Genomic DNA, 13,333 nt, shown 5'->3' on the forward strand with positions numbered 1-13,333 from the left:
AAATAACGGCACAATAGCGGCATAATAAGTTATGTCAGGGCATGTATTGACGCCTGAGAGGCATGACCGGCGGCCTCCGGCGGCGGCATTCATAAAAATAAAAGACGCATGCACCAGCATCATGGAGCATGCGTCTTTATATTATCCGGTTATATTTTATATGCTATAACGTTGTCTTCCGTAAGGCAATGTCAGCCCTGCCGCAGCGTGCCCGAGGGCCGCCCGCACGGCGTTATGCCCAATGCATCAGCACACCTGGCTGCCCGGCTTAACGTCGGCAGAGGTTGTAATGACGCTCAGAGAGCCGTCGAAGTCCTCAGCAGAGAGTATCATGCCCTGGCTCTCGATGCCCTTCAGTTTGCGCGGAGCAAGGTTGGCGATGAAGCAGACACGCTTGCCCACGAGGTCTTCGGGCTTGTAGAACTTGGCAATGCCGCTGACGATGGTGCGGTCCTGACCGCTTCCGTCGTCGATAGTGAACTTGAGCAGCTTGTCGGCTTTCTTCACTTTCTCGCATGCCTTGATGAAACCTACGCGTATGTCGAGCTTCTCAAAGTCCTCGAAAGGTATGTTAGGCTTAATCTCCTTGGCCTTGTAGTTGGCAGCCTCGTTGGCCTTCTTGGTCTCCTCGAGCTTCTTGAGCTGGAACTCTATGACGTCGTCCTCTATCTTCTCGAAGAGCAGTTCGGGCTCAGCAAGCTGATGTCCGGCCTCGAGAAGGTCGGTAGAGCCGAGCTGATTCCAGTCGAACTGGTCGATGTTTATCATCTTGCGGAGCTTTGCGCTGCTGAAAGGCAGGAACGGCTCGAAGGCTATTGCCAGGTTGGCAACGAGCTGGAGAGATATGTTGAGGATAGTCTCCACGCGCTTCATGTCGGTCTTTGCAACCTTCCAAGGCTCGCAGTCGGCTATGTACTTGTTGCCGATGCGTGCAAGGTTCATTGCCTCCTTGAGGGCATCGCGGAACTTGAAGTTGTCGAGCAGATGCTCAACGTTGGCCTTGACGTCCTTAAACTCCTCGATGGTCTGCTTGTCGATGTCCTGCAGTTCGCCGCAGGCAGGCACTACGCCGTTCCAGTATTTCTTGGTGAGCTGCAGCGCACGGTTTACGAAGTTGCCGTAGATGCCCACCAGTTCGCTGTTGTTGCGCTCCTGGAAGTCTTTCCATGTGAAGTTGTTGTCCTTTGTCTCGGGCGCGTTGGCGGTGAGCACATAGCGCAGCACGTCCTGCTTGCCGGGCAGCTCCTCGAGGTATTCATGAAGCCATACCGCCCAGTTGCGTGATGTAGATATCTTGTCGTTCTCGAGGTTGAGGAACTCGTTTGCAGGTACGTTGTCGGGCAGGATGTAGCCTCCGTGAGCCTTAAGCATTGTGGGGAACACGATGCAGTGGAACACGATGTTGTCCTTACCGATGAAGTGAACGAGGCGTGTCTCGGGGTCTTTCCACCACTTCTCCCAGTCCTCGGGCATGAGTTCCTGGGTGTTTGAGATGTAGCCTATCGGGGCGTCGAACCATACATAGAGCACCTTGCCCTCAGCTCCTTCAACGGGAACGGGTATACCCCAGTCGAGGTCGCGGGTCATGGCACGCGGCTGCAGGTCGAGGTCGAGCCATGACTTGCACTGTCCGTAGACGTTGGGACGCCACTCCTTGTGTCCCTCGAGTATCCACTGCTTGAGCCAGTCCTGATACTCATTGAGCGGCAGATACCAGTTTTTGGTCTCCTTCAGCACGGGCTGCGAGCCGCTGATGGCGCTCTTGGGATTGATGAGTTCTGTAGGGTCGAGGTCTGATCCGCACTTCTCACACTGGTCGCCATAGGCCTTCGGGTTGTGGCAGTGAGGACATTCGCCCGTTATGTAGCGGTCGGCGAGGAACTGATGTGCCTCCTCGTCGTAATACTGCATTGAGGTTTTCTCGATGAGCTTGCCTTCTTCGTAGAGCTTCTTGAAGAAGTCTGACGCAACCTTTGAGTGTGTGTCAGAGGTTGTGCGGCTGTAGATGTCGAACGAGATGCCGAAGTCGGCAAAGCTCTTCTTTATCATTGCGTGATAGCGGTCTACAACCTGCTGCGGCGTTATGCCTTCTTTTTTTGCGCGGATGGTGATGGGCACTCCGTGCTCGTCGCTTCCGCAGATGAATCTAACGTCTTGTTTCTTAAGTCTGAGATAGCGCACATAGATGTCTGCCGGCACATAAACTCCGGCCAGGTGGCCGATGTGCACTCCGCCGTTGGCGTAAGGCAGGGCGGCGGTTACGGTGGTGCGCTTGAAATGTTTATCTTCCATATAGTGTAAATAATACTTTATTTCCTTTTGAACGGCAAAGTTAATATAAATCGGGCGGACTACAAAACGAAAACGCTTTTTTCGTGGAATGTAGCCCCTCGAAGGCCTTGCGCAGCTGCTTCGGCGCGGCTCATGGCTGCCGTCGGCGGCAGGCACAGGCGGTGTCAGTGGGTGGCCTTATACCAGTTGGTGTCAACCACGTCGGCGGCAAGCGAGTGGGTGCTCGGCTCCGAGGTGGTGATGCCCGAATAGGTGTTTATGTCGACGGCTCCCCTGTATGACGAATAATACTGCTCGGTGTGCACGGCATAGGGCACGGCGCGGGCCAGGCGGGCCTTGAACTCGACGAGCAGGGCCTCGTCGGGACAAAGATGCTCAACGTAGTCGCCGAAGTCGAAGAACAGCACGGGCGTGTATCCGTCCATGCGCTGCAGGCTGTAGAGCTGCAAACTGTCGAACTCGTAGCGGCTGTTTATCAGCTTCATGATCTCTGCCAGGGCGTCGAGCTGGCTGCAGTCGGTTATGCCGAGCGTGCCGTAGGGATAGTCGTAGTTGGAATAGAATTCATAGAATCCGTCGGCTATGGCCTTATAGTCGGGCTCTCCGAGCAGACTTGCGCCTATCTCGGCATAGGGCATTCCGTAGGCCATTATCTCCGTAGGGCAGGCTATGATGTGGCCGGTTACGTGGCGCAGGTCGTAAGCCACCTCGACCGACGACATGTAGCAGTCGTCAAAGAGTATGAACTCCATTTTCAGTCCGGCGTCGGATATGGCGTCGGCCAGCGTTGATATGTCTGTCTGGTCGTCGCTCGTAACGCCGCCGAAGTAGCGCGTCATGGCGTAGCCCTTGTCGGCGCTGTAATGCGGCACGAAGGCAGGCGCCTGCCCCTTGGCCTTGTATTTGCTCTCAACGGGCAGCCATCCCATGCCGTGGCAGCCTATGGTCATGGCGTAGACGTCGGCCGGGGCAAAGGTCTTCATGTCGCTTAGTATGCCCGATATGCCGGCAGCCGTGGTGAGCGAGGGGTTGTCGTAGGTCTTCAGCTCGGTGCGGGTGCATTTTCCGCCGTTGCAGGTTATCTCGAACATCTCGGCCTCTGATGAGCTTGTTGATATGAACACTATCACGCGCTCGTTGTCGAGTCCGGTCTTGGCGATGGCCTCTTCCATGGCAAGGATGTTGTCGTAGAAGTAGTCGGTAAGGTTGGTCGACCACGGGAAATACATGAACAGCGTGCGCTGCTCGGGTTTAACCTCCGGCGCGTCTTCGTCGTCGTGGCACGACGACAAGCCCGTCAGGGCCAATGCCACAAGCATCATAAGCATAACTCGGCGAATAAACTGCAAGGCTGAATATTGTTTCATATCTCGATGTTTTTGGGGTTAAATAAACGGGCTCGCCGCCGGTCATCCTGCCGCAAGCAGGCAACAGCGGCCGCAACGGTTGCAAAACTAATAAAAAAATTTGATTATCAGGACTTTAACCTCCATTTTTTTAGTTTATCCCCCACCCCGGGTCCCGTGCCTGCCGGCAAGCCGCCGCGAAGCAATGGCAGGGGGGGCGCTGAAGCGGGAGCAGGTGCGGGGCCAAACCGCGGACAGGCCGCCTGTAAGACGGCAAGACACAGGCGGCATAACACACTGACAATCAACGCGTTGCAAAAGGGCATCTTTCAGGCTGCAAAAGGTGGTCTTTCAGCATGCAAAAGGTGCCCTTTCGGAGGCTAAAAGGCCACCTTTTGGAAAACGCCCTGCAAGCAGGCATAAGTCAAAACATCACACATAATCATAAAAAAAGAAAATAATTCGGTTTTTATTCGTTTATTTATGCACTTTTACCTACCTTTGTTGAGATTTTTTTGAAGATGTTATAAAACAAGAAGTTTTTTTATTAGATGAACGTAATTACGAAAACAGTTTCACTGCCTGATGGCAGAACCATCAGCATTGAAACCGGGAAAGTGGCAAAACAGGCCGACGGCTCTTGTATGCTCCGTATGGGCAACACCGTCCTTCTGGCCACTGTTTGTGCCGCAAAAGATGCAGTTCCCGGAACAGATTTCATGCCTTTGCAGGTTGAGTACAGAGAACAGTATGCCGCAGCCGGACGCTTCCCGGGCGGATTCACCAAGCGCGAAGGCAAAGCAACCGATAACGAAATCCTTACATGCCGTTTGGTAGACCGTGCGTTGCGCCCCCTCTTCCCGTCAGACTTCCATGCAGAGGTTTACGTTAATGTAATTCTTTTCTCTGCCGACGGTGTCGACCAGCCCGACGCACTGGCAGGCTTCGCAGCCTCATGTGCCCTGGCATGCTCAGATATTCCGTTTGAATGTCCTATCTCTGAAGTGCGCGTAGCACGCATCAACGGCGAATACGTTATTGATCCGACATTCGAGCAGATGAAAAACGCCGACATGGACATCATGGTTGGTGCCTCTAAGGAGAACATCATGATGGTTGAAGGCGAGATGAACGAGGTTTCAGAGCAAGACCTGCTCGGAGCCCTCAAGGCCGCTCAGGAGGCTATACGCCCCATGTGCGTTCTGCAGGAGGAGCTCATGAAGGAACTCGGCACCGACGTGAAGCGCGAATACTGCCACGAGGTGAACGACGAGGAGCTGCGCGAACAGCTCAGAAAAGAGACCTACGACAAGTGCTACGCCATAGCTGAAGCCGGCGACCACGACAAGAAGGCACGCGAAGAGGCCTTCGACAAGATCAAGACCGACTTTGCAGAGGCTTATGCCGCAGCACACACCGAGCTGACAGAAGACGAGCTCGAGGAGAAGAACGCTCTCATCGACCGCTACTACCACGACGTTGAGCGCGACGCAATGCGCCGCTGCATCCTCGACGAGGGCAAGCGTCTCGACGGCCGTACAACCGAGGAGATACGCCCGATATGGTGCGAGGTGAGCCCGCTGCCAATGCCTCACGGAAGCTCTATCTTCACACGTGGCGAGACTCAGAGCCTCACTACATGTACTCTCGGAACAAAACTCGACGAGAAGATGGTTGACGACGTGCTCAACAAGAGCTACCAGCGCTTCCTTCTCCACTATAACTTCCCGCCGTTCTGTACGGGCGAGGCTAAGGCTCAGAGAGGCGTAGGACGCCGCGAGATAGGCCACGGCCACCTGGCATGGCGTGCGCTCAAGGGCCAGATTCCTGAGGAATTCCCCTACACAGTACGTCTGGTATCTCAGATTCTTGAGAGCAACGGCTCTTCTTCAATGGCTACAGTATGCGCAGGCACACTGGCACTGATGGACGCCGGCGTTCCGATGAAGAAGCCCGTGAGCGGTATCGCAATGGGTCTTATCAAGAACCCGGGCGAAGACAAGTATGCCGTGCTGAGCGACATCCTCGGCGATGAAGACCACCTGGGCGACATGGACTTCAAGACAACCGGTACAAAAGACGGTCTGACAGCAACACAGATGGATATCAAGTGCGACGGACTGAGCTTCGAGATTCTCGAAAAGGCTCTTATGCAGGCTAAGCGCGGACGCGAATACATCCTCGGCAAGCTGACCGACACTATAGCAGAACCGCGCGCCGAACTGAAGCCGCAGGTACCGCGCATCGAGGCATTCGACATTCCGAAGGAGTTCATCGGAGCCGTAATAGGCCCGGGCGGAAAGATCATACAGCAGATACAGGAAGAGTCTGGAGCCGTTATCACCATCGACGAAATCGACGGAAAGGGCAAAGTGCAGGTAAGTGCGCCTAACAAGGAGAGCATCACTGCAGCCATCTCTAAGATAAAGGCCATCGTGGCAATACCCGAAGTAGGCGAGGTTTACGACGGAACAATACGCTCTGTAATGCCTTACGGATGCTTCGTTGAAATCATGCCGGGCAAGGACGGACTGCTGCACATCTCTGAAATAGACTGGAAGCGCCTCGAGACTGTTGAGGAAGCCGGACTGAAAGAGGGCGACAAAATCACCGTCAAGCTGATGGACATCGACCAGAAGACAGGCAAGTATAAGCTTTCTCACCGCGTGCTGATACCGAAACCCGAAGGATATGTTGAGCGCGAGCGCCGCCCGAGACCCGAGCGCCGTCAGAGACCGGAGCGCGGAGAGCGCCAGAACAACCGCGAACAGCGCCGTTTTGAGCACCGCAGCAACAACAACGACTTCCACGATCCTTTGGCACCGAGAGAGCCCAAAGACTTCAACGACAGTCTTGACCACAACAACGACTAATTGAGATTATCTCATTAAGACTATAATTAATGGCGGCAACTTTCACATTGCCGCCATTTTTATTATCATCTGCATAGGCTGACAAAGGCTCGGAGACATGGTCGAAACGCGCTGCACGGCGGCATAAACCGCCGTATAAAGGCCTAATAACTACGCCCCGGCCATGTATGACGGACGCGCCGGCAGGCAGCAAGCACAAACCGGGCGTTAGAGATTTTCACATTCAGGCAGCAAGCAAGCTATTGTTCTTATGATCAGCCGCATGGCATACGGTCTGATATTTCCTATAAAAGCCGTTATTATCAGGCAAGAAGAAAGCATGTATTTCTAACGGCGGTTTGGGTTAAATCAGCAACAAAGGCTGCCAGAAAGCATAAAATACATTAACGAGATAAACCTTCATCGTTAAATACGTCTATATAAATAAAACGGGAAATCATTTAAAGCTTAACATTATGAAGATACTTACAGCAACCCTGACACTCATCCTTACATTGGCAGCAGGCTCTGTTTCGTTCGCTCAGTGCCCGCAATCCGACTGCTACGGTACACATCACTGCAACGCCTGCGACAACGGCTCACACGCAAAAAGAAGGCATCATAACAGCAACAACGACTATCTTGTAAGCAACTTCAAGGTGTATTACCGCGGTCAGGTGGTTGAAGGTGCCACGGCATCAAGCTTCAGCGTCATCGGCGAAGGCTACGCCAAAGACAACTTCAGGGTGTTCTACAAGGGACAAAAGATAGACGGCGCAACGGCGTCGAGCTTCACCCTGCTCGGCTGCGGATATGCCAAAGACAGCTTCAAGGTGTTCTACAAGGGGCAGAAGATGGACGTAGCAACGGCGTCGAGCTTCACCCTGCTCGGCGAAGGATATACAAAAGACAGCTTCAGAGTGTTCTACAAAGGACAGAGAATCGACGATGCCACGGCGTCGAGCTTCACCCTGCTTGGCCGCGGATATGCCAAAGACAGCTTCAGAGTGTTCTATAAAGGGAAGAAAATTGACGGGGCTACGGCGTCAAGTTTCGTCGTTCTCGACAACGGATACGCCAAAGACAACTTCAGTACGTATTATAAGGGGAATAAGATATAGCCTTGCTAAAAGGACATCAATACAACGACGCGCGGCCGGAAAGAGACCAAACAGCAAAGGCCGGCCGCAAAGTCAGCAACGAAACGTTTATTTCTCGCAAACCGCTCATTATCATTCTGCATGATTGCCGCTCTATAAAGAGCCTCTCGCCGCATGCTTTTCAGCATTTATAACAGACGGAGTCAAGATAAAGACAGACGGCAGGGCGACAACAGATGACTGTCAGACGGATGAAGACATCAGTCTGATTGCAGCATTGAAAGATATACAATGTAATGACAGATTTTGGTAAAAACAACTGGAGCCGTTATCTCTTGTCAGATAACGGCTCCTTTTCTTTACGTTAGTATGTTATGAAAAATTTGAGAGAATTGAAACTTCACAGTTTCGTTTTTTTGTTTTACTAAACATGATTTATTGAGAAAGCATCGAAATATGTCTTACTTTAAGATGGTGGTTGCGGCCGAAGCCTGCTTCATCGAGTCGGTCTTTGCCGAGTCGCTCATAGCCACCGAAGGACCGTTGTGAGTCTTCTGAAAGCCTGCCACAGCCGGTTCGGGCTGTCCGCCTTCGTTGAACATCACCTGAGCCACATTGCCCAGTGCAAGGACTATAGCCACCGATGCGGCTGCCTTGAGCAGCGGCATGAAGCGCTGTCTGAGGCTTATCGTAACGGCCTTCACGGGTTCCGGCTCGTCGACCATAGCCAGCATCTTGGCGTCGAAGTCGCTTCCGAGCACGTCGGTCTCCTTCTCCTCGTGCTCATAGCAGAACAAGTCTCTGTACTGGCGAAGGCTCTCCGGCACGTCTTTCTGTCTGAAGAACGTGCGCAGGATGTGCTCCTCCTCGAGGCTTGTCTCGCACTTCCAGTAGCGTTCCAATAGCTGTTCTATGTATTTATAGTCCATATCCTTCATATTCTTTATATTTTTGTTTAACCGCCTGGCGGGCTCTGAAGATGTTAACCTTCACTTGCTCCTCGCTCAGACCGAGAACAGTGGCAATCTCTTTGTAGCTTTTCCCCTCGAAGTCGCGCAGCTGCATGCAGCTTCTTTGCTTCTCGGGCAGGCTGTCAACGATGCGTTTCACCAGTTCGACGCGGTCTTTCTGTATCATCCTTTCATAAGGATCAGAGGCCGTATCGGCCGAGCCTATCTCCTCATCGCCTATCGGCTGGCTGTCGTTTCCGGCCCTTTTCATTCTGTCGAGCGACAAGTTGCGGCATATCGTAAGGCTGAAAGCCTCTATCGAGTCAACGTTCTGCAAGCTGTCGCGCCTGTTCCAGACCTTCATCAGCGTGTCCTGTACGATGTCTTCAGCCTCCTCTTTGTTGAGCGTTATGCGCAAGGCGAGGCGGTAGAGCACGTTCTTCAACGGCAAAACATCGTTACGGAAACTGATATTTTTCATCTGCTCTCTATTTAAATGACGATTCAACAGACCGAAAGTTACAAACTGATGCGGTCTTTTTTCTATTTTAACGTTTATTTGCTATTAAGAGACTGCAGTCTCTGCCGGGTGGTATGTGCCCGCAGACTGCCTTGTGGTGCGCAATGCCCTGCTGCCGGTGCTGTTGCCGGGCGCATTCGGACATAATTCAATGTCTCGCAAATCATAGCATGACTTTATGCTAAATGTTGCTCTGTTTCTCTCAAAATCTTCTTTATCTGCAGTGCTAACTGCATGCCCTACTCCGTTATCATCGTGCCGTGACGGCCGTCGATGGCGGTGGCAAGGGTGATGTTGACGCGCGAAACTCCGGCACTTATGGCCTCAAAGGCATTCTCGAGCTTGGGCAGCATGCCTCCTGCCACGGTGCCGTCGGCCACATAACGCTCAAAGTCGGCACGGGTTATGAGCGGTATCACGCTGTCTTCGTCGCCGGGATTGCTGAGCACTCCCTTCTTCTCGAAGCTGAAGATGAGCGTTACGTCGTAATGTTCTGCCAGCGCCTTTGCCGTCTCTGCGGCTATGGTGTCGGCGTTGGTGTTTAGTATGTTGCCGTTGCCGTCGTGCGTCAGGGGCGCCATCACGGGCGTTATTCCTGCCTCTATGAGCGTGCGGAGCTTATGTCCGTCCACACGGTCAACATCACCTACAAAGCCATAATCGACGTCCTTAACGGGGCGCTTGTGAGAGCGTATCACGTCGATGTCGGCACCTGTAAGTCCGATGGCGTCAACGCCGTTGGCCTGAAGGCGCGCAACAAGGTTCTTGTTGACCAGTCCGCCGTAGACCATCGTAACCACTTCGAGCATGTCGCGGTCGGTTATGCGGCGACCGTTGACCATCTTGCTCGCTATGCCGAGGCGTGAGGCAACGGCCGTGGCGCGGCGACCGCCGCCGTGAACGAGCACCTTGCGGCCCTCAATGGCGCTGAAGTCGCTGAGCAGACGGCTAAGGCGAGCCTCGTCTTCAACAACGGCTCCGCCTACTTTCACTACTGTTATCTTCTCTTTCATCATATTATCTTACAGCAATGGCGCATCCTACTGCACGGCATGTGAGCGTCTGCGCCTGTAATAAAAACAAGAGCCGACACCATGGCATCGGCTCTCTGCTCTGTTATTTTATTCGAGATAAGTGTATCCGTAGAGTCCTGAGCGATAGTTAGACAGGAACTCCTTGCCCTCCTCGAGCGAAATCTTGCCTTGCTTGACGCTCTTTGTAACCCATACTTCAAGCTGCCTTACCAGTTTCTTCGGGTTGTACTGAACGTAGTTGAGCACTTCCTCAACGGTCTCGCCGTCGAATATCTGGTCGATGTGATAGCGTCCGTCCTTCACCGTTATGTGTGCGGCGTTGGTGTCACCGAACAGGTTGTGCATGTCGCCGAGTATCTCCTGATAAGCTCCAACGAGGAACACGCCGAGATAATAAGGCTCGTTCTTGCGCAGGGTGTGTACCGGAAGGATATGCGAGATGTTGCGGTTGGTGACGAAGTTGGTTATCTTTCCGTCGCTGTCGCAAGTGATATCCTGCAGCGTTGCGCTGCGTGTTGGACGCTCATTGAGCCTCTGCAGCGGCACGATCGGGAACAGCTGGTCGACTGCCCAGGCGTCGGGCAGCGACTGGAAGAGCGAGAAGTTGCAGAAGTACTTGTCGGCAAGTATCTTGTCGAGGTTCTTCAGTTCCTCAGGCGTATGCTTCAGACTCTTTGCCAGAGAGTTAATTTCGCGGCACACGCTCCAGTACATACGCTCTATCTCGGCGCGTGTCTGAAGATCTACTATGCCGTGACTGAACAGGTCGAGCGCCTCGTCGCGTATCTGCTCGGCGTCGTGCCAGTCTTCGAGCATGGTGCGCGGGTTAAGGTTGTCCCATATATCATATAGGTCCTTTACGAGCGGATGAGATGCCTCGCCCGGCTCAAACTCGTCGTCCATCTCCGGCAATGAAGCAGTCTCGAGCACGTCGATGACGAGCACTGAGTGGTGAGCCGACAGCGAGCGGCCGCTCTCTGTTATGATGTTAGGATGCTGAATGCCGTTGCGGTTGGCAGCCTCAACGAAGGTGTAGATACAGTCGTTGACGTATTCCTGTATAGAGTAGTTGACACTGCTCTCGCTGTTGGGCGAGCGTGTGCCGTCGTAGTCGACGCCAAGTCCGCCTCCGCAGTCAACGAAGTCAACGTTATAGCCCATCTTGTGCAGCTGTATGTAGAACTGCGAAGCCTCTCTAAGGGCTGTCTGTATGCGGCGTATCTTTGTTATCTGGCTGCCGATGTGGAAGTGGATAAGGCGCAGGCAGTCTTTCATCTCCTTCTTTTCGAGAATCTCGAGGGCCTTGAGCAGCTCAGAGCTTGTCAGTCCGAACTTGCTTGCGTCGCCGCCGCTCTCCTCCCACTTGCCGCTTCCTGACGAGGCAAGCTTGATGCGTATGCCGAGGTTAGGCCTTACGTTGAGCTTCTTGGCGGCCTTGGCTATAATCTCAAGTTCGTTGAGCTTCTCGACCACGATGAATATGCGCTTGCCCATCTTCTGTGCCAGCAGAGCCAGCTCTATGTAGCTCTGGTCCTTGTATCCGTTGCAGATTATGAGCGAGTCGCTCTGACACTGCACGGCTATGACGGCGTGGAGCTCGGGCTTGCTGCCTGCCTCGAGTCCGAGGTTGAACTTCCGTCCGTGGCTGATAATCTCCTCAACGACCGGCTGCATCTGGTTAACCTTGATGGGATATATAATGAAGTTTTCTCCTGTAAACCCGTATTCGTCTGAAGCTTTTTTAAAGCAGCTCCATGTCTTCTCGATTCTGTTGTCGAGAATGTCGGGAAAACGCAGCAGCACTGGCGGTGTGATGTCGCGCAGCGAGAGTTCGTCCATGACGTCGTGAAGGTCAATCTGTGTGTCGTCCTTGCACGGAGTGACATACACGTCGCCTTTTTCGTTAATACCAAAATAGGATGTTCCCCAACCGCTCATGTTATAGAGCTCGTTAGAGTCTTCAATGGTCCATTTTTTCATCAGGGCTGTAAAATTTAAATATTAAGCAATGTCCGCAGATTAGTTACGGATGTTTGTATTTTATCATAACTGTCAAGCACCTCGACGTTGAACACGTGTCGGGCCTGTGTATAGTACTGTTCGCGGGCGGCAAGCTGGCAGGTGATGAAGTCGCGCAGCTCTTCGGGAGTCTTGCCCTTAAGGAGCGGGCGCTCCGTCTTGCCCATCTTGAGGTGTGCGCTGAGCACTTCGGGAGAGGCTTTCAGATAGACTGTGTCGCCCTGCGCATTCATATACTGCATGTTGTCGTAGAAACAGGGCGTGCCTCCGCCGCAGCTTATCACGACGTCCTCAAACTCGGCCACCTCATGGAGCATGTTGCGCTCTATCGTCCTGAAGCCTTCCTCGCCGCGCTCGGCAAATATCTGTGCCACCGTCTTGTGCATGCGGCCCTCGATATACCAGTCGAGGTCGTAGAACTGCAGGCCGAGGTCTTTGGCCAGCACCTTGCCCAGGGTGGTCTTGCCGGCACCCATATATCCAATGATAAGGATTCTTGTCATCGGCGTTATTTCTTCTTTGATGTGTTTATGATTTCCATACATTCCTCGAGCGACAGCTCTGCGGCCTTGTCATGAAGGTTCTTCGGCAGGCGGTAGTTCTTGCCGTCGTAGGCCAGGTAAGGGCCGTAGCGGCCGTTCATCACCTCGAGCTTTGGCTCTTCTTCAAAGGCCTTGATGTGGCGCTGCGTCTCCTGCTGGCGCTTGCTCTCTATGAGCTGTATGGCCGTGGCGAGCGTAACGGTCAGCGGATTCTCGTTCTTGGGCAGCGAAACATACTTCTTGGCGTGCATGACGTAGGGGCCGAAGCGGCCTGCGCCTATAATGACGGGCGAGCCTTCGAACTCGCCTAGCGTGCGCGGCAGCTTGAACAGCTCGAGCGCCTCTTCGAGAGTTATGGTCTCGATGCTCTTGTCCGACGGCATCTGTGCGAAGCGCGGCTTCTCCTCGTCCTCGGCCTTGCCTATCTGAACGACGGGACCGAAGCGGCCAATCTTAACGAACACGGGCTTGCCGCTTGCGGGGTCGATGCCCAGCTCGCGCTCTCCGGCCTTGTGCTCCTCGCGCGTGTTCATGGTCTGCTCTACGGTAGGCTCGAAGTCTTTGTAGAAGTTCTTTATCATGGATGTCCACTGCGACTTGCCCTCGGCAATGGTGTCGAACTGCTGTTCCACCTTGGCCGTGAAGTTGTAGTCCATGATCGTCGGGAAGTATTTCAGC

The 13,333-nt window shown here is 53.5% G+C and carries 10 protein-coding genes; 2 read left to right on the plus strand and 8 right to left on the minus strand.

The annotated features are described in order from the left end of the window. Positions 1-246: 246 nt before the first annotated feature. Positions 247-2,313: a methionine--tRNA ligase gene (metG, locus tag QVO66_RS13330; protein WP_370798908.1), complete on the minus strand. Its 2,067-nt coding sequence runs from the start codon at positions 2,311-2,313 to the stop codon at positions 247-249. 143 nt (positions 2,314-2,456) lie between these two features. After that, the gene (locus tag QVO66_RS13335) at positions 2,457-3,659 is read right to left on the minus strand and encodes a clostripain-related cysteine peptidase (RefSeq protein WP_021856003.1); all 1,203 of its coding nucleotides are present in this window, start codon (positions 3,657-3,659) and stop codon (positions 2,457-2,459) included. 530 nt (positions 3,660-4,189) lie between these two features. On the opposite strand from QVO66_RS13335, the gene pnp reads away from it, so the two are divergent. Together pnp and QVO66_RS13345 are read left to right on the plus strand one after the other, a co-directional pair. Continuing rightward, the gene (pnp, locus tag QVO66_RS13340; protein WP_021856004.1) at positions 4,190-6,511 is read left to right on the plus strand and encodes a polyribonucleotide nucleotidyltransferase; all 2,322 of its coding nucleotides are present in this window, start codon (positions 4,190-4,192) and stop codon (positions 6,509-6,511) included. 455 nt (positions 6,512-6,966) lie between these two features. Further along, positions 6,967-7,611, plus strand: coding sequence for a DKNYY domain-containing protein (locus tag QVO66_RS13345; protein WP_021856005.1), 645 nt, complete (start codon positions 6,967-6,969; stop codon positions 7,609-7,611). 440 nt (positions 7,612-8,051) lie between these two features. Here the strand turns inward: QVO66_RS13345 and QVO66_RS13350 are convergent, their stop codons facing one another. The 6 genes from QVO66_RS13350 to QVO66_RS13375 form a co-directional block, all read right to left on the minus strand. Further along, the gene (locus tag QVO66_RS13350; RefSeq protein WP_053397786.1) at positions 8,052-8,519 is read right to left on the minus strand and encodes a hypothetical protein; all 468 of its coding nucleotides are present in this window, start codon (positions 8,517-8,519) and stop codon (positions 8,052-8,054) included. Continuing rightward, positions 8,509-9,021, minus strand: a complete 513-nt coding sequence (locus QVO66_RS13355) for an RNA polymerase sigma factor (protein ID WP_021856007.1) — start codon at positions 9,019-9,021, stop codon at positions 8,509-8,511. Before QVO66_RS13355 ends, QVO66_RS13350 begins: the two co-directional genes overlap by 11 nt. 278 nt (positions 9,022-9,299) lie before the next feature. Continuing rightward, complete coding sequence (argB, locus tag QVO66_RS13360) at positions 9,300-10,073, minus strand: acetylglutamate kinase (protein WP_288172919.1); 774 nt, start codon at positions 10,071-10,073, stop codon at positions 9,300-9,302. A 108-nt stretch (positions 10,074-10,181) separates the two neighbouring features. Then, on the minus strand, positions 10,182-12,074 hold the full coding sequence (gene speA / locus QVO66_RS13365; RefSeq protein ID WP_021856009.1) for a biosynthetic arginine decarboxylase: 1,893 nt from the start codon (positions 12,072-12,074) through the stop codon (positions 10,182-10,184). Positions 12,075-12,088: 14 nt separating this feature from the next. Beyond that, positions 12,089-12,616: a shikimate kinase gene (locus QVO66_RS13370; protein WP_021856010.1), complete on the minus strand. Its 528-nt coding sequence runs from the start codon at positions 12,614-12,616 to the stop codon at positions 12,089-12,091. Positions 12,617-12,621: 5 nt separating this feature from the next. After that, positions 12,622-13,333 (minus strand): topoisomerase C-terminal repeat-containing protein (locus QVO66_RS13375; protein ID WP_288172906.1); only part of this gene is annotated, 712 nt, incomplete at its 5' end.

The organism is Prevotella sp. CAG:255 (genome assembly GCF_000431195.1).
Classification (GTDB): domain Bacteria; phylum Bacteroidota; class Bacteroidia; order Bacteroidales; family Bacteroidaceae; genus Prevotella; species Prevotella rara.